The sequence below is a fragment of the Variovorax sp. LjRoot130 genome (genome assembly GCF_964253755.1).
In the GTDB taxonomy this organism is placed as follows: Bacteria; Pseudomonadota; Gammaproteobacteria; order Burkholderiales; family Burkholderiaceae_C; genus Variovorax.
Map to the genome: position 1 here is coordinate 3,989,877 of NZ_CAXURM020000001.1, position 22,231 is coordinate 4,012,107.

Sequence of the window (22,231 nt, forward strand, 5' to 3'; positions counted from 1 at the left end):
GCCTTGTGTTGCGGCGGTGCGACACCCTCCGCGGCGTAAAATTCGGCCCCTTGCCGTCAGCCTGCTGCCCATGACCTCGTTCGCCAAAGAAACTCTACCCATCAGCCTCGAAGAGGAAATGCGCCGCAGCTATCTCGATTACGCGATGAGCGTGATCGTGGGGCGTGCGCTCCCCGATGCGAGGGACGGCCTCAAGCCGGTGCACCGGCGCGTGCTGTATGCGATGCACGAGCTCAACAATGACTGGAACCGGGCGTACAAGAAGTCGGCCCGTATCGTCGGCGATGTGATCGGTAAGTACCACCCGCACGGCGACCAGTCGGTCTATGACACCATCGTGCGGCTGGCGCAGGACTTTTCCATGCGCCACATGCTGGTCGATGGCCAGGGCAATTTCGGATCGGTCGATGGTGACAACGCGGCCGCGATGCGCTACACGGAAATTCGGCTCGCGAAGATTGCGCATGAAATGCTGGCCGATATTGACAAGGAAACCGTCGATTTCGGTCCGAATTACGACGGCAGCGAGAAAGAACCGCTGGTATTGCCGAGCAAGCTGCCCAATTTGCTGGTCAATGGCTCGGGCGGCATTGCGGTCGGCATGGCGACCAACATCCCGCCGCACAACCTGAACGAAGTCGTCGACGGCTGCCTGCACCTGCTGCGCCACCCGGACGCCAACATCGACGACCTGATGGAGATCATTCCGGCGCCCGACTTTCCGACGGCCGGGATCATCTATGGCATCAACGGCATCAAGGACGGCTATCGCACCGGCCGCGGCAAGGTGGTGATGCGGGCGAAGTGCCACTTCGAGGACATCGACCGCGGCCAACGGCAGGCGATCATCGTCGACGAGCTGCCCTATCAGGTCAACAAGAAGACGCTGCAGGAGCGCATGGCCGAGCTGGTGCACGAGAAGAAGATCGAAGGCATCAGCCACATCCAGGATGAGTCCGACAAGTCGGGCATGCGGCTGGTGATCGAGCTCAAGCGCGGCGAAGTGCCCGAAGTGGTGCTCAACAACCTCTACAAGCAGACCCAACTGCAGGACACCTTCGGCATCAACATGGTGGCGCTGGTGGACGGCCAGCCGAAGCTGTGCAACCTCAAAGACCTGATCCAGGTCTTCCTGCAGCACCGCCGCGAAGTCGTGACGCGCCGCACGGTGTTCACACTGCGCAAGGCGCGCGAACGCGGCCACGTGCTCGAGGGCCTGGCGGTCGCGCTCGCCAACATCGACGAATTCATCGCCATCATTCGCAACGCGCCGACGCCGCCGGTGGCCAAGGCCGAGCTGATGAACCGCCGCTGGGACAGCAAGCTGGTGCGCGAGATGCTCACCCGCACGCGGGCCGACGGCGGCGTCATCAACGCCGACGACTACCGCCCCGACGGACTCGAGATCGAATACGGCATGAGCGCCGACGGGCTCTACAAGCTGTCGGACACGCAGGCCCAGGAAATCCTGCAGATGCGCCTGCAGCGCCTGACCGGCCTGGAGCAGGACAAGATCGTGGCCGAGTACAAGGAAGTCATGGCGGAGATCGACGATCTGCTGGACATCCTGGCCAAGCCCGAGCGCGTCTCGGTGATCATCGGCGACGAGCTCACGACGATCAAACAGGAGTTCGGTCAGACCAAGCTCGGCGTGCGCCGCAGCCAGGTCGAGCACAGCGCCTTCGATCTTTCGACGGAAGACCTGATCACGCCCACCGACATGGTCGTGACCCTCTCGCACAGCGGCTACATCAAGAGCCAGCCGCTGGGCGAATACCGGGCCCAGAAACGCGGCGGGCGCGGCAAGCAAGCCACGGCGACCAAGGAAGACGACTGGATCGACCAGCTCTTCATCGCCAACACGCACGACTACATCCTGTGCTTCTCCAACCGCGGCCGGCTGTACTGGCTCAAGGTGTGGGAGGTGCCCGCCGGATCGCGCGGCTCGCGCGGACGCCCGATCGTCAACATGTTCCCGCTGCAGGAAGGCGAGAAGATCAACGTCGTGCTGCCCCTGACCGGCGAGAAGCGCACCTTCCCGGCCAATCAATACGTGTTCATGGCGACCTCGATGGGCACGGTCAAGAAGACTGCGCTCGACGAATTCAGCAACCCGCGCAAGGCCGGCATCATCGCAGTGGATCTCGACCCGGGCGACTACCTGATCGGCGCCGCGCTGACCGACGGCGCGCACGACGTGATGCTGTTTTCCGACGGCGGCAAGGCCGTGCGTTTCGACGAGAACGATGTGCGTCCGATGGGCCGCAACGCACGCGGCGTGCGCGGCATGACGCTCGAGGACGGCCAGGGCGTGATCGCCATGCTGGTCGCGGAGGACGAGGAGCAGAGCGTCCTGACCGCGACGGAAAATGGTTACGGAAAACGCACAAGCATTACCGAGTACACGCGTCATGGCCGGGGAACCAAGGGCATGATCGCGATTCAGCAAAGTGAGCGCAACGGCAAGGTCGTGGCCGCGACTCTCGTGCATGCCGACGACGAGATCATGCTCATCACCGACAAGGGCGTGCTCGTACGCACCCGTGTCTCCGAAATCCGCGAACTCGGACGCGCGACGCAAGGCGTCACGCTGATCGGGCTCGACGAAGGCGCCAAGCTCAGCGGGCTGCAGCGCATCGTCGAGAACGACGCGAACGTGGAGAACGAGCCCGACGCCGACGACACTTCCTCATCATCTTCAACGGAGAACCCTCAGTGAAAAAACTCAAACTCGCGCTCTTGACGGTCGCGCTCGCCGGCAGCTCGATGGCCATGGCACAGGACAAGGCGGCGATGGTCAAGCAATTCATCGATCTGCAGCGCCCCGGCATCGAAGCGCTGGCGCGCGGCCTGGTCGAGCAGTCCAGCGCCCCCATCGCTCAAGCGGGTTCGCAGTATCTGCAGACGCAGGTGCCGGCCGACAAGCGCGAAGCCGCCGCAAAGGCCGCCGACGCCGAGCTCAAGAAGTACTTCGACGAGGCTTACCCCATCGTGCGCGACAAGGCGGTGGCGCTCGCGCCGGACGCCCTGGGCCCGATCCTGCGCGACAACTTCAGCGACGAAGAACTGCGCCAGCTGCTGGCCTGGATCAGCTCGCCCTTGAGCAAGAAGTACCAGGAACTCAATCCGAAGATGCAGACCGCACTCACGGAAAAGCTCGTGGCCGAGACCCGCACGAGTATCGAACCGAAGATGCGCACGCTCGACACCAACGTTGCCAAGGCATTGGGCGCCCCGACCGGCAACGGCGCGGCAGCACCGGCCAAGCCGGCGCCCAAGGCGCCCGCCAAGAAGTGACGCAGGGTCCGCGCCCGTACAACTTCTCCGCCGGTCCGGCCGCGATGCCGGAGGCAGTGCTGCAACGCGCCGCCTCCGACATGCTGGACTGGCAAGGCAGCGGCATGAGCGTGATGGAGATGAGCCATCGCGGCAAGGAGTTCGGCGCGATCTGCTCGCAGGCCGAGGCCGACATCCGGACGCTGCTCGCGGTACCTGCGCACTTCCACATCCTTTTCATGCAGGGCGGCGGCCTCGGCGAGAACGCGATCGTGCCGATGAACCTGTCGCGCGGCGCCGGCGCCGACTTCGTGATCACCGGCAGCTGGAGCGCCAAATCGCAGAAGGAAGCGCAGCGCTACTGCAAGGCGAACGTCGCCGCGTCCAATGCCGACAGCCAGCACACGCGGCTGCCCGACCCCGCGAGCTGGCAGCTCGCGCGCGACGCGTCGTACGTGCACATCTGTTCCAACGAGACGATCCACGGCATCGAATTCCAGGAGTTGCCCGATCTCGCCGCACTGGGCAGCGACGCCCCGCTCGTCATCGATTTCTCTTCCCATGTCGCGTCGCGGCCGGTCGACTGGCGCCGCGTGGGCCTCGCCTTCGGCGGCGCGCAGAAGAACCTCGGCCCGGCCGGCCTCACGATCGTGATCGTGCGCGACGACCTGCTGGGACGCGCGCTCGACATCTGCCCCACGGCCTTCAACTACAAGACGGTGGCAGAGAACAAGTCGATGTACAACACGCCGCCGACCTGGGGCATCTACGTCGCCGGCCTGACCTTCCAATGGCTGCTGCAGCAGACGGAGGGCGAGCTTCGCGGCGTCGAGGCGATGGAGCAGCGCAACATCGCGAAGGCGCAGCTTCTCTACGGCTTCATCGACGCTTCCAGCTTCTACGAGAACAAGGTCGCCGCCAACTGCCGCTCGCGCATGAATGTGCCCTTCTTCCTCAAGGACGAAAGCCGCAACGAGGCCTTCCTCGCCGGCGCGCGCGAAGCGGGTCTGCTGCAGCTGAAGGGGCACAAGTCGGTCGGCGGCATGCGGGCCAGTATTTACAACGCGATGCCGCTGGCCGGCGTGCAGGCACTCGTGAGCTACATGCGAGAATTCGAGCGGTCGCATGCCTAGATGCATGCGAGCCTGACCGATGACCGCACCCACCCCACAGCCTCCTGCCTCCGACAATTCCGCCAGCCTCGCCGATCTGCGCGTGCAGATCGATTCGCTCGACCAGCAACTGCTCGACCTGCTGAACCGCCGCGCGCACGTCGCCGAGCTGGTCGGCGAGGTCAAGAAGCGCGAGGGCACGCCCTACTTCCGGCCCGATCGCGTGGCGCAGGTGATCGAGAAGATGCAGCAGAGCAACGGCGGGCCGCTCAAGGCGCTGCACGTGGCGGCCATCTGGCGCGAGATCATGTCGGCCTGTCTGGCCCTCGAATCGCCGCAGCGCGTCGCCGTGCTCGGCCCCGAAGGCACCTTCTGCGAACAGGCCGCGATCGAATACTTCGGCGGCGCCGCCGACCTGATCTATTGCGCATCCTTCGACGAGGTCTTCCACGCCACGGCCGCCGGCAGCGCGCAGTACGGCGTGGTCGGCGTCGAGAACTCCACCGAAGGCGTGGTCACGCGCTCGCTCGACCTGTTCCTGCACTCGCCCACCCACGTGGTCGGCGAGGTCAGCCTGTTGGTGCGCCATCACCTGCTGCGCACGCGCAACGAGCTCGAAGGCATCGAAGCGGTGCTGGCGCATCCGCAGGCGCTCGCGCAGTGCCAGACCTGGCTCTCCAAGCATCTGCCCAACGCCGAGCGGCGCGCCGTTTCCAGCAACGCCGAGGGTGCGCGGCTCGCGGCCGGCAATCCGGCCTGGGCCGGCCTCGCGAGCGAACGGGCCGCTACCCGCTTCGGGCTGCACATCGTTGCCCACGCGATCCAGGACGACTCGTACAACCGCACGCGCTTCGCCGTCATCTGCCTGCCCCAGACCCTGGCCATGCCGCCGGCCTCGGGCAAGGACTGCACCAGCCTGGTGGTTTCCGTGCCCAACCGGCCCGGCGCAGTGCACGACCTGCTGGTGCCGCTCAAGACCAACAACGTCTCGATGACGCGCTTCGAGTCGCGGCCGGCGCGCACCGGCCAGTGGGAGTACTACTTCTACATCGACCTCGACGGCCATCCGTTACAGCCCAATGTCGCCGCCGCCCTCGCCGAACTGCGCAAGCTTTGCGCGTTCTACAAAGTCATCGGCGCCTACCCCGTCACCGCTTGAGGCCGCCCATGTTTGAACAGCTCGGCTTGATCGGCTGCGGCCTGATGGGCGGCTCCTTCGCGCTGGCGCTCAAGCGCGCGCGGCTGGTCAAGCGCGTGGTCGGCTACAGCAAGTCGCCATCGACCACGGAACGTGCGCGCCAGCTGGGCGTGATCGACGTGGCCGCGCCGTCCGCCCTGCTCGCGGTGTCGGGTGCCGACCTGGTGCTGATTGCCGTTCCGGTGGGCGCTTCGGAAGCCACCTTCAAGGCGATCCGCCACGGCATCACCGACCAGATGCTGGTGATGGACGTGGGCTCGACCAAGGGCGACGTGATCGAGGCCGCGCGGCGCGGCCTGCAGGACCAGCTCGGCGCCTTCGTCCCCGCGCACCCGATCGCCGGCAAGGAGCTCTCCGGCGTCGAGCATGCCGATGCCGGCCTGTATGCCGGGCGCCAGGTCGTACTCACGCCGATCAAGGCCACGCGGCGCTCCAACGTGCAGCGCGCGACGCAGGTCTGGACGGGGGTGGGCGCCAAGGTCGTGACGATGACGGCCGAAGCGCACGACAGCGCCTTCGCGGCCGTCAGCCACCTGCCGCACCTGCTCGCGTTCGCATTCGTCAAAGCCATCACCGCCCAGCCCGACGGCCATCGCTTTCTGGAGCTGGCGGGTCCCGGTTTTCGCGACTTCACGCGCATCGCGGCCGGCGATCCGGCCATGTGGCGCGACGTCCTGCTGGCCAATCGCGATCAGGTATTGCAGCATTCGCTGGCCTTTCGCGCGGCACTGTCGCAGTTCGAGGCCTTGATGAACGCGGGCGATGCGCAGGGCCTGGAAGACGCGATCGCGGCAGCCAGCCGCGTTCGCAGCAAATGGCATCCGGGCGCGGCCGCTTCGCCCGACTGACCATGTTCGAAACACCTTTCCTCGACATCCCGCCGCTCGTCGCCGCCGGCGGTACCGTCAGGCTTCCCGGCTCCAAGAGCATCTCCAACCGCGTGCTGCTGCTGGCGGCGCTCGCCGACGGCACGACCACGGTGCACGACCTGCTGGATTCGGACGACACCCGCGTGATGCTCGATGCGTTGGCCGCGCTCGGCTGCCGCATCGAGCGAACCGGCAATGCGCTGCGCATCGACGGCCTCGACGGCAAGCCGCAGACGCCGGGCGCTTCGCTGTTCCTCGGCAACGCCGGTACCGCGATGCGTCCGCTGACCGCAGCCCTCGCCCTGCTCGGCGGCGATTTCGAACTGCGCGGCGTGCCGCGCATGCACGAGCGGCCGATCGGCGATCTGGTCGACGCGCTGGTCCAGCTCGGCTGCCGCATCGACTACACCGGCAACCCCGGCTATCCCCCGCTGCACATTCATCCGGTGGCCCTCGATGCTCTGCAGCTCGAAACGCCGATCCGCGTGCGCGGCGACGTCTCCAGCCAGTTCCTCACCGCGCTGCTGCTCGCCTTGCCGCTGGCCGCAGCGCAGCGCGACATCGTGATCGAGGTGATCGGCGAGCTGATTTCCAAACCTTACATCGAGATCACGCTCAACCTGCTGGCGCGCTTCGGCATCGAGGTCCGGCGCGACGGCTGGCAGCGCTTCACGATTCCCGCGGGCAGCCGCTACCGTTCACCCGGCGACATCCACGTCGAGGCCGATGCGTCCTCGGCCAGCTATTTCATCGCGCTCGGTGCGATCGCGAGCGGCGCGGGCATCCGCATCGAAGGCGTCGGCGCCGGCTCGATCCAGGGCGACATCCGCTTCGTCGAAGCCGCCCGTCAGATGGGCGCGCGCGTCGACAGCGGCCCCAACTGGCTCGAAGTCTCGCGTGGCGCCTGGCCGCTCAAAGCCATCGACATCGACGCCAACCATATTCCCGACGCGGCGATGACGCTCGCGGTGATGGCGCTCTATGCCGACGGCCCCTGCCTGCTCCGCAACATTGCGAGCTGGCGCGTCAAGGAAACCGACCGCATCGACGCCATGGCCAACGAGCTGCGCAAGCTGGGCGCCACGGTCGAGGACGGCCCCGACTTCATCCGCGTGCACCCGCTGGCCGCGGCCGGCTGGCGCGCGGCCAGCATCCGTACCTACGACGACCACCGCGTGGCGATGTGCTTCTCGCTCGCGGCCTTCAATCCGGCCCGCGTACCGCTGCGCATCCTCGAGCCGCAGTGCGTCGCCAAGACCTTCCCCGACTATTTCGAGACCCTGTTCTCGGTGGCCGAGGCCGTCGAAGTGCCGGTGATCTGCGTCGACGGCCCCACCGCCTCCGGCAAGGGAACGCTGGCCCTCGAGCTGGCGCACCGGCTCGGCTATCACTACCTGGATTCGGGTTCGCTCTACCGCGTGACCGGTCTCGCGATGCGCCGCGCGGGGCTCAGCGCAGATGCCGCGCATGAGGCACAGATTGCCACGCTCGCCCGCACCCTGCCCCTTCGCTTCAGCGAAGGCAAGATCGTGCTGGCCGGCGAAGACGTGAGCGATGCCATCCGCACCGAGGCCGCCGGCATGGACGCCTCCCGCGTGTCGGCGCTGCCGGCCGTGCGCGATGCGCTGATGACGCTGCAAAAGAGCTTCCGGCGCCTGCCCGGCCTGGTGGCCGACGGCCGCGACATGGGCACCGTCGTTTTCCCCGACGCCCCGCTCAAGGTCTACCTGACCGCGAACGCCGCCCAGCGCGCCGACCGGCGTCATAAGCAGTTGATTTCAAAGGGTATTTCGACTACAATCGACGGTCTTCGCGCCGACCTGGAAGCGCGTGACCTTCGGGATTCGTCCCGCAGCGTCGCGCCGCTGAAGCCGGCGCCTGATGCCCGCCTCCTGGACAACTCCCTTCTTTCGATCGAGCAATCGGTCGACCGGGTGCTGGACTGGTGGCAGGAAGTACAGCCTTTCAAGTCTTCTTGAAAAGGCGTTTCGGTCCAGCAGGTCCCCGCCGCGCGACAGCGCACCGGCCTGCTGGTTGTTCAACCTCAACCGGGCCCCAAGCCCAACAACCGCCGTCTCCAGATCCGACGCAGTCGCCCGCGATATTGCATTTGCGACTGCAAACCCTGCGTGACGGAAGGAAAACTCAATGTCTGAATCTTTTGCCGACCTGTTCGAAGAATCCCTGAAGCGTTCCGAAATGCGCACCGGCGAGGTCATCACCGCCGAAGTCGTGCGTGTCGAACACAACCACGTCGTGGTCAACGCAGGCCTCAAGTCCGAAGCCTACGTGCCGATCGAGGAGTTCAAGAACGACAAGGGCGAACTCGAAGTCCAGGCCGGCGATTTCGTTTCCGTTGCCATCGGCAGCGTTGAAAACGGCTACGGCGACACCATCCTCTCGCGCGACACCGCCAAGCGTCTGGCTTCGTGGCTCGCTCTCGAGAAGGCACTCGAATCCGGCGATTTCGTCACCGGCACCACCAGCGGCAAGGTCAAGGGCGGTCTCACCGTCCTGGTCAACGGCATCCGCGCGTTCCTGCCGGGCTCGCTGATCGATACGCGTCCGATCAAGGACCTGACCCCCTACGAGAACAAGACCCTCGAATTCAAGGTCATCAAGCTCGACCGCAAGCGCAACAACGTGGTGCTCTCGCGCCGCGCCGTGGTCGAAGCCAGCATGGGCGAAGAGCGCGCCAAGCTGATGGAAACGCTGAAGGAAGGCGCAGTCGTGCGCGGCGTCGTCAAGAACATCACCGAATACGGTGCGTTCGTCGACCTCGGCGGCATCGACGGTCTGCTGCACATCACCGACATGGCATGGCGCCGCGTTCGCCACCCGAGCGAAGTGGTGCAGGCCGGCCAGGAAATCACCGCCAAGATCCTCAAGTTCGACACCGAGAAGAACCGCGTCTCGCTGGGCCTCAAGCAGATGGGCGACGACCCGTGGATGGGCGTCTCGCGCCGCTACCCGCAAGGCACGCGCCTGTTCGGCAAGGTCACCAACATCGCCGACTACGGCGCCTTCGTCGAGCTCGAGCCCGGCATCGAAGGCCTGGTGCACGTCTCCGAAATGGACTGGACCAACAAGAACATCGCCCCGAACAAGATCGTCTCGCTGGGCGACGAAGTCGAAGTCATGGTCCTCGAGATCGACGAAGACAAGCGCCGCATCAGCCTGGGCATGAAGCAGTGCAAGGCCAACCCGTGGCAGGAATTCGCGCAGAACACCAAGCGCGGCGACCGCGTCAAGGGCCCGATCAAGTCGATCACCGACTTCGGCGTGTTCGTCGGCCTGGCTGCCGGCATCGACGGCCTGGTGCACCTGTCCGACCTCTCGTGGAACGAGCCCGGCGAAACCGCCGTGCGCAACTACAAGAAGGGCCAGGAAGTCGAAGCGATCGTGCTGGCCGTGGACGTCGACCGCGAGCGCATCAGCCTCGGCATCAAGCAGCTCGACAGCGACCCGTTCACCACCTTCACCACGGTGAACGACAAGGGCCAGATCGTGACCGGCAAGGTCAAGACCGTGGACGCCCGCGGCGCCGAGATCGACCTCGGTGAGGACATCATCGGCTATCTGCGCGCCAGCGAAATCTCCCGCGACCGCGTGGAAGATGCACGCAACGTGCTCAAGGAAGGCGACGAAGTCACGGCCGTGGTGGTCAACGTGGATCGCAAGACCCGCAACATCCAGCTGTCGATCAAGCAGAAGGACATGGTCGACGAGCAAGGCGCGATGGCCAGCCTGAGCCAGCAGTCGGCACGCGAGAACGCGGGCACGACCAGCCTGGGTGCTCTGCTGCGCGCCAAGCTCGACAACAACGACAAGTAAACAGAGGAAAACACGGTGAGCGTTGCTCACCGTGTCCTTCTGTGGTTTATGACTCGTTCTGACCTTGTCGAAGAATTGGCGGCGCGCTTCGCTCAACTGACGCACCGCGACGCCGAATACGCCGTCAAGACCATTCTTGATGCGATGAGCGACGCGCTGGTGCGCGGGCACCGCATCGAGATCCGCGGCTTCGGCAGCTTCACGGTGAACCGGCGTCCGCCGCGCATCGGCCGCAATCCGCGGTCGGGCGAGAGCGTGCAGATTCCCGAAAAGCGGGTGCCGCACTTCAAGCCGGGCAAGGCGCTGCGCGAGGCGGTCGACGCCCGCACGGCCGAACTCGACGCGCAGAAACGCGAAGCCTGAAGCATAGAATTCCCCCGCCAACGGGGACGCGCATGAAATACCTCCTGTGGCTGCTCAAGGCAGCCATTTTTTTTACCCTCTTCGCCTTCGCGCTGAACAACCAGCACGACGCCACCGTCTACTTCTTCTTCGGCACCCACTGGCGCGCCCCGCTCGTGCTGGTGGTGCTTGCGGCCTTTGCCGGCGGACTCGTGGTCGGCGCGCTCGGCATGCTGCCGGGCTGGTGGAAGCACCGCAGCGCCGCGGCGCAGCTGCCCGCGGCGCCGGTCTCGCCCGTCACGGCAGCCCCTGCCCCGGCGGCCGCCGCCACCGACCTTCCCGCCGTACGCCAACATGGACTTTGATTTCAGCTGGCTGCTGCTCGGCCTGCCCCTCGCCTTCGTCCTCGGCTGGCTGGCCTCGCGTTTCGATCTCAGGCAGTTGCGCATCGAGAACCGGCAGGCGCCCAAGGCCTACTTTCGCGGCCTCAACTTCCTGCTCAACGAGCAGCAGGACCAGGCCATCGATGCCTTCATCGAAGCCGTTCAGAACGACCCCGACACCCAGGAACTGCACTTCGCGCTGGGCAACCTGTTTCGCCGCCGCGGCGAATACCAGCGTGCTGTGCGCGTGCACGAGCACCTGCTGGGCCGCGGCGACCTGAGCCGCGCCGACCGCGATCGCGCGCAGCATGCGCTGGCGCAGGACTTCCTGCGCGCCGGCCTGCTCGACCGCGCCGAAGCCGCGCTGCAGAAGCTCGAAGGCACGCGCTACGAGAACGAGGCCCGGCTCGCCCTGCTCGCCATCTACGAACGCTCGCGCGAATGGGCGCAAGCCGCCGCAGTGGCGCAGAAGCTCGACGAGACCGAGCAGGCCAGCTACGGCGTGCGCCGGGCCCATCACCTCTGCGAGCAGTCCGCCGAGCAGGCGGCGGCCGGCGACCTGAACGCCGCAGCGCAGTTGCTGGAGCAGGCGGTCGCGCTGGCGCCGCAGGCGCCGCGGCCGGCCATCGACACGGCCACGCTGCAACTGCGCAACGGCGACTCCGCCAAGGCCTTCGAAACGCTCGCCGCCCTCAGCGAGAACGCGCCGCTGGCGCTGCCTCTTTACGCGGCGATGCTGCAGCAGGCCTCGGTCGCTTCGCAGCGCGCGGGCGAGGCGCTGATCCTGCTCCAGCGCCGCTATGCAGAATCGCCCTCGATCGACGTGCTCGAGGCAATCATGGCCTTGGGCGGCGCGCCGGTGCTGCCGGAGGACACCACGTCCAGCGCGCCAGCGGCGCCGGAACCGCGCGACGGCTACATCGCGCACCTGGCCCACCAGCCCTCCCTCGTGGCGGCGTCCCGCTGGCTGTCGAGCGAGCACTTCACGCACGAGCAGTTCCATCCGCAGGTGCAACGCGCGCTCGACCAGGCCACGCGGCCGCTGCTGCGCTACCGCTGCGCAGCCTGCGGCTTCGAAGCCCATCAGCATTTCTGGCACTGCCCCGGCTGCCAGGCCTGGGACAGCTACCCGCCCCGGCGCGTCGAAGAGCTCTGATCAATTCTGACTTCGTCGCAGAGGCGTCAACCGCAGCTCAGAACCTGCCGTTGAAACCCGCGCCGTGCGCATGCCGCGTGCGGCGGGATGCCCCGGCATCCCTTTCACAACAATGTCAGGGAATCTCAAGATGCTGAAGTAATGTTGGCCATCATGGCCATGCTCGTTGCGACCGCCTCCTGGGCAGCAGTCGATGTCAACAAGGCGACGGACGCAGAGCTCGATGCGCTCAGGGGCGTGGGCCCCGCGCTCTCCAAGCGCATCATCGAAGCACGCAAGCAAGGCGCGTTCAAGGACTGGCCGGACCTCATGAGCCGGGTCAAGGGCGTGAAGGAGAAGGCGGCCGCCACGCTGTCTGCCGAAGGGCTGACCGTCAATGGCCAGAGCTTCGCGGGCGCCGCGGCACCTGCGGCCAAGGTCGCGAAGTCCGAGCCCCCCAAGGCCGACGGCGCCTCCAAGAAGGCCGACGCCAAGCCCTGAACCATCTCCGCCGCGGTTCGCCGCGCTGATCCAAAGCCGCCTACGGGCGGCTTTTTCATTCGCGCCGAGGCGTCGGCCATGCGCCTACGGCAGGGGAAAGCCCCACGCGATGGCCCGATATTTGCACGTATGCTCCCCGTCGCCTTTTTACTTTCGTACGTTCTGGAGAGCCCATGAATCACAAGTTCGGCATTGCCCTCGCTGGCCTGACCCTCGGCGCAGCAGCGTTGGCGCAAACCAAGTGGGACCTGCCCACCGCCTACCCGGCCACCAACTACCACACCGAGAACATCACGCAGTTCGCGAAGGACGTCGACGCCGCCACCGGCGGCAAGCTCAAGATCACCGTGCATGCGAACGCATCGCTGTTCAAGGCGCCCGAAATCAAGCGCGCCGTGCAAAGCGGCCAGGCCCAGGCCGGCGAGATCCTGCTGGCCAATTTCGCCAACGAGAACCCGATCTACGCGCTCGACGGCGTGCCCTTCCTTGCGACCACCTATCCCGAAGCGAAGAAACTCTACGAGGCTTCCAAGCCCGCCATGGAGAAGCTGCTGGCCGCACAGGGCATCAAGGTGCTGTTCATGGTGCCATGGGCACCTCAGGGCATCTACGTGAAGAAGGAAATCGGCTCCGTCGCCGACCTGCGCGGCATCAAGTGGCGCGCCTACAGCCCCGCCACGGCCAAGATCGCCGAACTGATCGGCGCGCAGCCGGTGCAGATCCAGCAGGCTGAGCTGAGCGCGGCGATGGCCACGGGCGTGATCGAAAGCTACATGAGTTCCGGCTCGACCGGCTACGACACCAAGACCTACGAGCACATCAAGAACTTCTACGACACGCAGGCCTGGATCCCGAAGAACGCGATCCTGGTCAATGCCAAGGCCTTCGACGCGCTCGACCCCGCCACCAAGGCCGCAGTGACCAAGGTCGCGGCCGACGCCGAGGCACGCGGCTGGAAGGTCGCCCAGGAAAAGAACGACGAATACAAGCGCCTGCTGGCCGAGCGCGGCATGAAGATCCACAAGCCTTCGCCCAAGCTCGATGCCGACATGCGCCAGGTCGGCGGCATCATGCAGGCCGACTGGCTCAAGGCCACCGGCGCCGATGGCCAAGCGATCGTCGACGCCTACAAGAAGAAATAAGACATGCGCCGATTCCTCGATCGTCTGTACGGCGGCGCAGGTGCGCTCGGCGCGTTCTGCGTGTTCCTGATCTTCGTGCTGATGGTCGTGGCCGGCGTCGGCCGCCAGATGAACTGGCATGTGAGCGGGCTCAACGATGCGGTGTCCTGGCTCTGCGCCGCGGCCTCCTTCTTCGCGATGGCCCATGCCTTCCGCCACGGCGACTTCGTGCGCGTGACGCTGCTGCTCGATGCCGTGCCGCTCAAGATGCGGCGCGTGCTCGACGTCACGTGTTTGCTGATCGCCGCGGTCTCGGTGGCCTACCTCACCTACTGGGCCACCAGCTTCACCTGGGAGAGCTACGAATTCGCCGAGATGGCGACCGGCCTCCTGGTCATCCCGATCTGGATTCCGCAATCGACCTTCGTGATCGGCTGCTGGCTGCTGCTCGTCGCGATGATCGACGAACTGGTCGGCGTGGTGCGCGGCGAGAAGCCGAGCTACCAGCGCGCAGTCGAAGAACGGCACGCGGCCGGCGACTTCTCCTCGGATATCTAGATGCTCGATACCCTCCTCATGGGCGCGCTGCTGCTCGCCATCATGCTGCTGCTCCTGGCCGGCGGCGTCTGGATCGCGATGACGCTGGCCATCGTCGGCTGGGTCGGCCAGGCCTTCTTCACCAACACGCTGCCCGGCAAGAACCTGTTCTCGGCCTTCTGGGAAAGCAATGCCAGCTGGGAGCTCGCGGCGCTGCCGCTCTTCATCTGGATGGGCGAGATCCTGTTTCGCACCAAGCTCAGCGAAGAGATGTTCGAAGGCCTGCGCCCCTGGCTCAACCGCGTGCCGGGCCGCTTGATGCACACCACCATCCTCGGCTGCGGCGTGTTCGGCTCGGTCTCGGGTTCGTCGGCCGCGACCTGCGCGACCATCGCCAAGGTCGCGCTGCCCGAACTCAAGCGCCGCGGCTACAACGAGAAGCTGGCCATCGGCTCGCTCGCGACCGCCGGCACGCTCGGCATCCTGATCCCGCCCTCGATCACCATGGTGGTCTATGCGGTGGCGGCCGACGCCTCGATCATCCGCATCTTCCTGGCCGGCTTCCTGCCGGGCTTCCTGTTGATGCTGCTGTTCTCGGGCTACATCGGCTGGTGGAGCCTGCGCAACCCCGACAAGGTGCCGCCGGCCGATCCGCCGACCGGCTTCAGGGAAAAGATCCGCCTCTCGGGCAACCTGATTCCCTGCGGATTGCTGATCGTCTTCATCGTATGGGTGCTGGTCGCGGGCTGGGCCACGGCCACCGAGTGCGCGGCCTTCGGCGTGCTGGGTTCGCTGGCCATCGCGGCGTGGGGCAAGAGCCTTACCTGGCAGAACTTCAAGGACGGGATCATGGGCGCCACGCGCACCAGCTGCATGATCATGTTCATCCTGGCCGGCGCCGCCTTCCTCACCAAGACCATGGCCTTCACCGGCATCCCGATGCAGCTGGCCGAGTGGGTGGACGGCATGCACCTCTCGCCCTATGCGTTGATCGGCGCGCTGGTGGTGGTGTACCTGGTGCTTGGCACCGCGCTCGACGGCATCAGCATGATCGTGCTCACGGCCGCCGTGGTGCTGCCCATGGTGCAGAAGGCCGGCTTCGACCTCGTCTGGTTCGGCATCTTCGTGGTGCTCTTGGTCGAGATCGCGGAGGTCACGCCGCCGGTGGGCTTCAACCTGTTCGTGCTGCAGAACATGACCGGCAAGGACAGCAACGTGATCGCCAAGGCCGCGATCCCCTTCTTCTTCTGCCTGGTGCTGTGCATCGCGCTGATCACGCTGTTCCCGGGCATCGTGACCGTGTTGCCCAACGCGGTGATGGGCGTCGAGAAGTAGGCGCCGTGCTGCCGGTGTTCGCGATCTGCGTCGGCGCCTCGCTGGGCGCACTGGCACGCTGGGGGCTGGGGCTCTGGCTCAGCACCCCCGGCGCGTCGATTCCCTACGGCACGCTTGCCTCCAACCTCATCGGCGGCTATCTGGTCGGCGTTGCGGTCGCCATGTTCCAGGCCATACCGCAACTCGACCCGGTCTGGCGCCTGCTGCTGATCACCGGCTTTCTCGGCGGGCTCACCACCTTCTCCAGCTTCTCCGCCGAGGTGATCGCGATGCTGATGCAGGACCGGCTCGCGCTGGCCTTCGGCACGGCGGCGCTGCATGTCTGCGGCTCGCTGGTCCTCACCTGGATGGGCATTCGCACGGTGCAGCAGTTCGCCGGCTGATTCGAGGGCTTTCTCCGAGGGGCGCTCGATAGAATCGATCGCGATGCCCCTTGTCCTCCTCGTCGCACTGCCCTTTGTTGCCAGCGTGCTCGCGGCCTTGCTGCCGTCGGATGCACGCAACCGGGAGTCGACGCTGGCGGGCCTGGTCGCGCTGGGTTGCGCGGTGCAGGCTGCATGGCTCTTCCCGCAACTCGCCGACGGCAATGTGATCCGCGAGGAGATCGCGTGGCTGCCCGCGCTCGGCCTCAACCTCGTGTTCCGCATGGACGGCTTCGCCTGGCTGTTCTGCATGCTGGTGCTCGGCATCGGCACGCTGGTCGTGCTCTACGCGCGGTACTACATGTCGCCTTCGGACCCGGTGCCGCGCTTCTTCGCCTTCTTCCTCGCCTTCATGGGCGCGATGGTCGGCGTGGTGCTTTCGGGCAACCTGATCCAGATGGTGCTGTTCTGGGAGCTCACCAGCCTGTTCTCCTTCCTGCTCATCGGCTACTGGCACCACCGGCGCGACGCGCGGCGCGGCGCGCGCATGGCGCTCACGGTCACGGGCGCGGGCGGCCTGTGCCTGCTCGCGGGCGTGCTGGTGCTGGGCCGCATCGTCGGCAGCTACGAACTCGACGTGGTGCTGGCCTCGGGCGAGGAGATTCGTGCGCACCGGCTCTATCCGCTGGTGCTGGTGCTGGTGCTGCTCGGCGCCTTCACCAAGAGCGCGCAATTCCCTTTCCACTTCTGGCTGCCGCGCGCGATGGCGGCGCCCACGCCCGTTTCCGCCTACCTGCACTCGGCCACCATGGTGAAGCTGGGCGTGTTCCTGATGGCGCGGCTGTGGCCGGTGCTCTCCGGCACCGAGGCCTGGTTCTGGCTCGTGAGCGGTGCGGGCGCCGCCACGCTGCTCTTGGGTGGCTATGTCGCGATGTTCCAGCGCGACCTCAAGGCGCTGCTCGCTTACTCGACCATCTCGCACCTCGGGCTCATCACGCTGCTGCTCGGGCTCAACAGCCCGCTGGCCGCCGTCGCGGCCGTGTTCCACGTCATGAACCACGCGACCTTCAAGGCCTCGCTCTTCATGGCGGCCGGCATCATCGACCACGAGAGCGGCACGCGCGACATCCGCAAGCTGAGCGGCCTGCTCCGGCTGATGCCCATCACCGGCACGCTGGCGATCATCGCCAGCGCCTCGATGGCCGGCGTGCCGCTGCTCAACGGCTTCCTCTCCAAGGAGATGTTCTTCGCCGAGACCGTGTTCATCCAGGCCACCCCCTGGGTCAACTTGAGCCTGCCGGTCATCGCGACGCTGGCTGGCGTGTTCAGCGTGGCCTATTCGGCGCGCTTCGTGTTCGACGTGTTCTTCGGCCCGTCCCCCGGCCCCGACGTGCCGAAGCAGCCGCACGAACCGCCGCACTGGATGCGCGTGCCGGTCGAACTGCTGGTGCTGACCTGCCTCGTGGTCGGCGTGGCGCCGGCCTGGTCGGTGGGCGCCTTCCTCGCCGCGGCAGCGACGCCGGTGGTCGGCGGCGTGCTGCCCGAATACAGCCTGGCCGTGTGGCACGGCTTCAACACGCCGCTCCTGATGAGCTTCGTCGCGCTCGCGGGCGGCACGGGACTCTACATGCTGCAGCGGCGCGGACGCGCCCGCGGCGATCTCGAGTACACGCCGCTGCTGCATCGCTTCGACGGCCAGCGCATGTTCGAGAACCTGCTCGCGCGCCTCAGCGAAGCCGGCCGGCGCAGCCGGCGCCTCTTCGGCACGCGGCGGCTGCAAATGCAGTTGCTGCTGCTGGTCGTCGTCGCCCTCGCCGGCGCGGCGGCCTCGCTGTGGCTCACGCCTGCCGAGCGCGGAACGCGCGAACTGCTGCCCTTCTCGACCATGTTCGCGATGACCTGGGTCATCGGCGGCATCTGCGCGCTGGCCGCCGCCTGGCAGGCCAAGTTCCACCGGCTGGCCTCGCTGATGCTGGCCTCGGGCGCGGGCCTGGTGTGCTGCACCACCTACATCTGGTTCTCGGCGCCCGACCTCGCGCTCACGCAGCTGGTGGTGGAGACCGTGACCGTGGTGCTGATCCTGTTGGGCCTGCGCTGGCTGCCGATGCGCACCGCCAAGCCGCAGCCCGCACTGGTGCGAATCCGGCTCTGGGGGCGGCGCGGGCGCGACTTGACTATTGCGGCACTGTCCGGATGCGGCATGGCCGCGCTGGCCTGGACCGTGATGACGCGCCCCTTCCCCCAAAGCATTTCGCCCTTCTTCCTCGAGCGCGCCCTGCCTGAGGGCGGCGGCACCAACGTGGTCAACGTGATGCTGGTTGACTTCCGCGGCTTCGACACCTTCGGCGAGATCGCAGTGCTCGGCATCGTCGCCCTCGCCGTCTATGCACTGCTGCGCCGCTTCCGGCCGGCGCCCGAGTCCATGGCCCTGCCCGCGCAGCAGCGCGCGCAGACCGACGACGGCAGCAGCGACCTGCTGAACCCGCGCCGTGCCCAGGACACCGCCGTCGGCTACCTCATGGTGCCGGCCGTGCTCGTGCGCTTCCTGCTGCCGCTCTCGGTGCTGGTGTCGATCTACTTCTTCATGCGCGGTCACAACCAGCCGGGTGGCGGCTTCGTCGCCGGGCTGGTGATGTCGGTGGCGCTGGTGCTGCAGTTCATCGTCTCCGGCGCCGAGTGGGTGGAAGAACACCTGCGCATCTACCCGCGGCGCTGGATCGCGATCGGCCTGCTGCTCGCGTTGGCCACCGGCTCGGGCGCGGTGCTGTTCGGCTATCCCTTCCTCACCACGCACACCGCGCACCTGCACCTGCCGGTGCTCGGCGAGGTGCACGTGCCGAGCGCATTGTTCTTCGACATCGGCGTGTTCGCGCTGGTGCTGGGCGCGACCATGCTGATCCTCACCGCGCTGGCCCATCAGTCCATCCGCAGTCACCGCTGGGCTGACGAACAAGCCGAGAAAGAAGCCGAGCGCGCCGCGGCCGATGCGAAAGGCGCCGCCTGATGGAGGCCGTGCTCGCCATCGCCATCGGTGTACTCGCCGGCTCCGGCGTCTACTTGCTGCTGCGCCCGCGCACCTTCCAGGTGATCATGGGCCTCACGCTGATCTCCTATGCGGTGAACCTGTTCATCTTCAGCATGGGCCGCGTCAAGATCGATAGCGAACCGGTGCTGATCCCGGGCTTCGCCGCCACGCTGGCCAACACCGCCGATCCGATGCCGCAGGCGCTGGTGCTCACCGCGATCGTGATCGGCTTCGCGATGACCGCGCTGTTCCTGGTCGTGCTGCTGGCCTCGCGCGGGCTCAGCGGCACCGACCACGTGGACGGCGAAGAGCGCAAGGAGCCGCAGGAATGACAGGCCTCTTCCGCTTCCTCGACCACCTGCTCGAGCTCGGCATGCCGCATCTCGTGGCGGTGCCGATCCTGCTGCCCCTGTTCACGGCCGCGCTGATGCTGCTCCTGGGCGAACAGCGCCGGCGCACCAAGTCTTTCCTGAGCGTGGTCTCCGGCCTGGTCGGCCTCCTGGCCGCGCTGGCCTTGCTTCGCTGGGTCAACGCCGCCGACACCGGCAGCGGCGCAGGCTCGATCGGCGTCTACCTGCCGGGCAACTGGCGTGCACCCTTCGGCATCGTGCTGGTGGCCGATCGGCTCTCGACGATGATGGTGGCGCTCACCGGCGTCGTCGCCTTCGCCGCCTCGATCTACTCGACCTCGCGCTGGGACCGGGCCGGCGTGCACTTCCATCCGTTGCTGCAGCTGCAGCTCATGGGACTCAACGGTGCTTTCCTGACCGGCGACCTGTTCAACCTCTTCGTCTTCTTCGAAGTGATGCTCGCCGCCTCCTACGGTTTGCTGCTGCACGGCTCCGGCCGGCTGCGCGTGCAGGCCGGCCTGCACTACGTGGCCATCAACCTCGCGGCCTCGTCGCTGTTCCTCGTGGGCGCAGCGCTGCTCTACGGCGTGACCGGCACCCTCAACATGGCCGACCTCGGCATGCGCATTGCGCAGCTCGCGCCGGCCGATCGCGGCCTGGTGCATGCGGCCGCGGCCATCCTCGCGACCGCCTTCTTCGCCAAGGCCGGGGCCTGGCCGCTCAACTTCTGGCTGGTGCCGGCGTACAGCGCCGCCGTGTCGCCGGTCGGCGCGGTGTTCGCGCTCCTCACCAAGCTCGGCGTCTACACGGTGCTTCGGCTCTGGACCGTGCTGTTCGCGCCCGACACCGGTGCTTCGGCGCAGTTCGGGCAGGCCGTGCTGGTCGCGACCGGGCTGGCCACGCTGTTCGTCGGTGCACTCGGCATTGTCGGCACCCAGCGGCTGTCCAACCTTGCCGGCTTCAGCGTGCTGATCTCCGCCGGCACGCTGCTGGCCGCCATCGGACTCGGGCAGCCGGCGGTGTGGGCGGGTGCGCTCTACTACCTGCTGACGTCCACGCTGGCGGCCAGCGCCTTCTTTCTCCTGATCGACATGATCGAGCGCTGGCGCAATGCAGGCATGAGCGTCGCGCCGCACGAGGCGGCCGGCGATGCACCCTTTCTCTCGGAAGACTTGAGTCGCCTGGACGACGTGAATCTCGACGACGATGCGCAAGCGCTTTACGGCCGCGCCATCCCGGCCGGCATCGCCTTCCTCGGCCTCGGCTTCGTCGGCTGCACGCTGCTGCTGGCAGGACTGCCGCCGCTGTCGGGTTTCGTCGGCAAGTTCGCGATGCTCTCGGGCCTGCTCGGCGCGGAACAAGGCATCACGCCGGCGGGCTGGGCCTTCATCGCGCTCTTGATCGTCTCGGGTTTTCTTTCGCTGATCGCCCTGAGCCGCACCGGCATCCGCCACTTCTGGACCCAGCCGCACGCCACCCTGCCTTCGCTGCCTGCGGTCGAAGTGCTGCCGGTGGCGGCGCTGCTGGCGGCCTGCCTCGCGCTGACGCTCGCGGCCGAGCCGGTGATGCGGCACGCCGCCGCCACGGCCGAAGGCCTGCGTTCGCCCGCCGCCTACCGCGAGGCCGTGCTCGGCGCGCGGCAGCTCCCGGGCCCCACCACGCAAGCAGGAGGCAGCGCACGATGATCAAACGCTGGCTTCCCTCGCCGCCGCTGTCGCTGGCACTCTTCGTCGTGTGGCTGCTGCTGAACCAGTCGCTCGATGCAGCGACGCTGCTGCTGGCGGCCATCCTCGCGATCGCGGTCCCGATCCTGACCCAGAGCCTCAGGCCCGCCACGGTGCGCATGCGCCGTCCGGGGCTGGCGCTGCGGCTCGCCGGCGTCGTCGCGCTGGACCTCGTCCATTCGGCCCTGACCGTGGCCCGGCTGCTGCTCACGCGGCGCGGCAGCGGCATGTCGCCACGCTTCGTGCGCGTGCCGCTCCAACTGCGCGATCCCAATGCGCTGGCGGTGCTGGCGATGATCCTGTGCCTCACGCCGGGCACGGCCTGGGGCGAGATCTCGCTCGACCGCTCCACGCTGCTGATCCACGCGTTTGACGTCGAGGACGAAGCAGCCTTCGTCGCCACGATCAAGGCGCGCTACGAGCGCCCGCTGATGGAGATCTTCGAATCATGACCCCCGTGCTCTTCTGGGCCCTCAAGCTGGCGCTGCTGCTGCTTGCGGTGGCCATGCTGTGCGCACTGGCGCGCCTGCTCGTCGGCCCCACCGCGCAAGACCGCGTGATGGCGCTCGACTGCCTCTACATCAACGGCATGCTGATGATGCTGGTGCTCGGCATCGTCTATGCGAGCAATGTCTACTTCGAGGCGGCGATGCTGATCGCGCTGTTCGGCTTCGTCGGCTCGACCGCGCTCGCGAAGTTCCTGCTGCGCGGCGAGGTGATCGAATGAGCGACTTCATCGTGGGCCCGCTGCCGCTTTGGGCCGAGATCCTGGCCGCGGTATTCACCGTGCTGGGCGCCGCCTTTGCCGCTATCGGCTCCTTCGGGCTGGTGCGGCTGCCAACCTTCTTTCACCGCATCCATGCGCCCACGCTCGGTGCGACGCTCGGCGTGTGGAGCATCACGCTGGCCACCATCATTTACTTCTCCGTGCAGGGCGCAAACCTGTTCCTGCACGCGGTGCTGATCGCGCTCTTCGTCGCCCTCACGGCGCCGGTCACGACCATCTTCCTGATGCGCGCCGCGCTGTTCCGCGAGCGCCAGAAGGGCGGCGACATTCCGCCGCCCACCTAGCGCCATTCCATCAAGGGGCTGGGCTTCGGACGGCTTAATCGCTACGCTCGCGGGAC

General features: G+C 66.9%; 21 protein-coding genes. All 21 read left to right on the plus strand.

Annotation, left to right across the window (positions count from 1 at the left end; all coding sequences use genetic code 11):
• Positions 1–70: 70 nt before the first annotated feature.
• The 21 genes from gyrA to mnhG all read left to right on the plus strand — a co-directional run bounded on the left by gyrA (position 71) and on the right by mnhG (position 22,175).
• Entirely contained in the window at positions 71–2,719 is a 2,649-nt protein-coding gene (gene gyrA / locus ACSQ86_RS19920) for a DNA gyrase subunit A (protein WP_436304759.1), read from the plus strand.
• Entirely contained in the window at positions 2,716–3,297 is a 582-nt protein-coding gene (locus ACSQ86_RS19925; RefSeq protein WP_436304760.1) for a DUF2059 domain-containing protein, read from the plus strand. The genes gyrA and ACSQ86_RS19925 overlap by 4 nt, the downstream gene beginning before the upstream one ends.
• Positions 3,294–4,409, plus strand: a complete 1,116-nt coding sequence (serC, locus tag ACSQ86_RS19930; protein WP_436291011.1) for a 3-phosphoserine/phosphohydroxythreonine transaminase — start codon at positions 3,294–3,296, stop codon at positions 4,407–4,409. The genes ACSQ86_RS19925 and serC overlap by 4 nt, the downstream gene beginning before the upstream one ends.
• A 19-nt stretch (positions 4,410–4,428) precedes the next feature.
• Positions 4,429–5,547, plus strand: coding sequence for a prephenate dehydratase (gene pheA, locus ACSQ86_RS19935; RefSeq protein ID WP_436304761.1), 1,119 nt, complete (start codon positions 4,429–4,431; stop codon positions 5,545–5,547).
• 8 nt (positions 5,548–5,555) lie between these two features.
• Positions 5,556–6,434 (plus strand): prephenate dehydrogenase, encoded by an 879-nt coding sequence (locus tag ACSQ86_RS19940; RefSeq protein WP_436304762.1) that lies wholly within the window; start codon positions 5,556–5,558, stop codon positions 6,432–6,434.
• A 2-nt stretch (positions 6,435–6,436) separates the two neighbouring features.
• Positions 6,437–8,434: a bifunctional 3-phosphoshikimate 1-carboxyvinyltransferase/cytidylate kinase gene (locus ACSQ86_RS19945; RefSeq protein WP_436309476.1), complete on the plus strand. Its 1,998-nt coding sequence runs from the start codon at positions 6,437–6,439 to the stop codon at positions 8,432–8,434.
• Between the two features lie 169 nt (positions 8,435–8,603).
• Positions 8,604–10,289 carry a 30S ribosomal protein S1 gene (gene rpsA, locus ACSQ86_RS19950; protein ID WP_436304764.1) on the plus strand — a complete coding sequence of 562 codons (1,686 nt, stop codon included), beginning with the start codon at positions 8,604–8,606 and terminating at the stop codon, positions 10,287–10,289.
• Between the two features lie 48 nt (positions 10,290–10,337).
• A complete protein-coding gene (locus ACSQ86_RS19955; RefSeq protein WP_093103101.1) occupies positions 10,338–10,652 on the plus strand; it encodes an integration host factor subunit beta in 315 nt (104 codons plus the stop codon).
• A 32-nt stretch (positions 10,653–10,684) separates the two neighbouring features.
• Complete coding sequence (locus ACSQ86_RS19960; RefSeq protein ID WP_093103099.1) at positions 10,685–10,996, plus strand: LapA family protein; 312 nt, start codon at positions 10,685–10,687, stop codon at positions 10,994–10,996.
• Positions 10,986–12,170, plus strand: coding sequence for a lipopolysaccharide assembly protein LapB (gene lapB / locus ACSQ86_RS19965; protein ID WP_436304765.1), 1,185 nt, complete (start codon positions 10,986–10,988; stop codon positions 12,168–12,170). The genes ACSQ86_RS19960 and lapB overlap by 11 nt, the downstream gene beginning before the upstream one ends.
• A 141-nt stretch (positions 12,171–12,311) precedes the next feature.
• The gene (locus ACSQ86_RS19970) at positions 12,312–12,650 is read left to right on the plus strand and encodes a ComEA family DNA-binding protein (RefSeq protein ID WP_436309477.1); all 339 of its coding nucleotides are present in this window, start codon (positions 12,312–12,314) and stop codon (positions 12,648–12,650) included.
• A 173-nt stretch (positions 12,651–12,823) separates the two neighbouring features.
• Positions 12,824–13,792 (plus strand): TRAP transporter substrate-binding protein, encoded by a 969-nt coding sequence (locus ACSQ86_RS19975; protein WP_093103096.1) that lies wholly within the window; start codon positions 12,824–12,826, stop codon positions 13,790–13,792.
• 3 nt (positions 13,793–13,795) lie between these two features.
• Positions 13,796–14,329: a TRAP transporter small permease gene (locus ACSQ86_RS19980; RefSeq protein WP_093103095.1), complete on the plus strand. Its 534-nt coding sequence runs from the start codon at positions 13,796–13,798 to the stop codon at positions 14,327–14,329.
• The gene (locus tag ACSQ86_RS19985) at positions 14,330–15,643 is read left to right on the plus strand and encodes a TRAP transporter large permease (protein ID WP_093103093.1); all 1,314 of its coding nucleotides are present in this window, start codon (positions 14,330–14,332) and stop codon (positions 15,641–15,643) included.
• Between the two features lie 5 nt (positions 15,644–15,648).
• Positions 15,649–16,026: a fluoride efflux transporter CrcB gene (crcB, locus tag ACSQ86_RS19990; RefSeq protein ID WP_436291006.1), complete on the plus strand. Its 378-nt coding sequence runs from the start codon at positions 15,649–15,651 to the stop codon at positions 16,024–16,026.
• Positions 16,027–16,069: 43 nt separating this feature from the next.
• Positions 16,070–19,009 (plus strand): monovalent cation/H+ antiporter subunit A, encoded by a 2,940-nt coding sequence (locus ACSQ86_RS19995; RefSeq protein WP_436309478.1) that lies wholly within the window; start codon positions 16,070–16,072, stop codon positions 19,007–19,009.
• On the plus strand, positions 19,009–19,362 hold the full coding sequence (locus tag ACSQ86_RS20000) for a Na+/H+ antiporter subunit C (protein ID WP_436304768.1): 354 nt from the start codon (positions 19,009–19,011) through the stop codon (positions 19,360–19,362). Before ACSQ86_RS19995 ends, ACSQ86_RS20000 begins: the two co-directional genes overlap by 1 nt.
• The gene (locus tag ACSQ86_RS20005; protein WP_436304769.1) at positions 19,359–21,065 is read left to right on the plus strand and encodes a monovalent cation/H+ antiporter subunit D; all 1,707 of its coding nucleotides are present in this window, start codon (positions 19,359–19,361) and stop codon (positions 21,063–21,065) included. Before ACSQ86_RS20000 ends, ACSQ86_RS20005 begins: the two co-directional genes overlap by 4 nt.
• On the plus strand, positions 21,065–21,556 hold the full coding sequence (locus tag ACSQ86_RS20010; RefSeq protein WP_436306326.1) for a Na+/H+ antiporter subunit E: 492 nt from the start codon (positions 21,065–21,067) through the stop codon (positions 21,554–21,556). Before ACSQ86_RS20005 ends, ACSQ86_RS20010 begins: the two co-directional genes overlap by 1 nt.
• Complete coding sequence (locus tag ACSQ86_RS20015) at positions 21,553–21,831, plus strand: K+/H+ antiporter subunit F (RefSeq protein WP_093103086.1); 279 nt, start codon at positions 21,553–21,555, stop codon at positions 21,829–21,831. Before ACSQ86_RS20010 ends, ACSQ86_RS20015 begins: the two co-directional genes overlap by 4 nt.
• Positions 21,828–22,175: a monovalent cation/H(+) antiporter subunit G gene (gene mnhG, locus ACSQ86_RS20020; protein ID WP_436304770.1), complete on the plus strand. Its 348-nt coding sequence runs from the start codon at positions 21,828–21,830 to the stop codon at positions 22,173–22,175. Before ACSQ86_RS20015 ends, mnhG begins: the two co-directional genes overlap by 4 nt.
• Positions 22,176–22,231: the final 56 nt, after the last annotated feature.

What these genes read in the sequence shown, in the direction of transcription:
- ACSQ86_RS19955 (WP_093103101.1), top strand. Translation starts at nt 10,338, where the DNA reads ATGACTCGTTCTGACCTTGTCGAAGAATTGGCGGCGCGCTTCGCTCAA.
- pheA (WP_436304761.1), top strand. Translation starts at nt 4,429, where the DNA reads ATGACCGCACCCACCCCACAGCCTCCTGCCTCCGACAATTCCGCCAGC.
- ACSQ86_RS19945 (WP_436309476.1), top strand. Translation starts at nt 6,437, where the DNA reads ATGTTCGAAACACCTTTCCTCGACATCCCGCCGCTCGTCGCCGCCGGC.
- gyrA (WP_436304759.1), top strand. Translation starts at nt 71, where the DNA reads ATGACCTCGTTCGCCAAAGAAACTCTACCCATCAGCCTCGAAGAGGAA.
- ACSQ86_RS19980 (WP_093103095.1), top strand. Translation starts at nt 13,796, where the DNA reads ATGCGCCGATTCCTCGATCGTCTGTACGGCGGCGCAGGTGCGCTCGGC.
- ACSQ86_RS20005 (WP_436304769.1), top strand. Translation starts at nt 19,359, where the DNA reads ATGACAGGCCTCTTCCGCTTCCTCGACCACCTGCTCGAGCTCGGCATG.
- rpsA (WP_436304764.1), top strand. Translation starts at nt 8,604, where the DNA reads ATGTCTGAATCTTTTGCCGACCTGTTCGAAGAATCCCTGAAGCGTTCC.
- ACSQ86_RS20015 (WP_093103086.1), top strand. Translation starts at nt 21,553, where the DNA reads ATGACCCCCGTGCTCTTCTGGGCCCTCAAGCTGGCGCTGCTGCTGCTT.
- mnhG (WP_436304770.1), top strand. Translation starts at nt 21,828, where the DNA reads ATGAGCGACTTCATCGTGGGCCCGCTGCCGCTTTGGGCCGAGATCCTG.
- ACSQ86_RS19970 (WP_436309477.1), top strand. Translation starts at nt 12,312, where the DNA reads ATGTTGGCCATCATGGCCATGCTCGTTGCGACCGCCTCCTGGGCAGCA.
- ACSQ86_RS19995 (WP_436309478.1), top strand. Translation starts at nt 16,070, where the DNA reads ATGCCCCTTGTCCTCCTCGTCGCACTGCCCTTTGTTGCCAGCGTGCTC.
- ACSQ86_RS19940 (WP_436304762.1), top strand. Translation starts at nt 5,556, where the DNA reads ATGTTTGAACAGCTCGGCTTGATCGGCTGCGGCCTGATGGGCGGCTCC.
- ACSQ86_RS19960 (WP_093103099.1), top strand. Translation starts at nt 10,685, where the DNA reads ATGAAATACCTCCTGTGGCTGCTCAAGGCAGCCATTTTTTTTACCCTC.
- ACSQ86_RS20000 (WP_436304768.1), top strand. Translation starts at nt 19,009, where the DNA reads ATGGAGGCCGTGCTCGCCATCGCCATCGGTGTACTCGCCGGCTCCGGC.
- lapB (WP_436304765.1), top strand. Translation starts at nt 10,986, where the DNA reads ATGGACTTTGATTTCAGCTGGCTGCTGCTCGGCCTGCCCCTCGCCTTC.
- ACSQ86_RS19985 (WP_093103093.1), top strand. Translation starts at nt 14,330, where the DNA reads ATGCTCGATACCCTCCTCATGGGCGCGCTGCTGCTCGCCATCATGCTG.
- ACSQ86_RS19975 (WP_093103096.1), top strand. Translation starts at nt 12,824, where the DNA reads ATGAATCACAAGTTCGGCATTGCCCTCGCTGGCCTGACCCTCGGCGCA.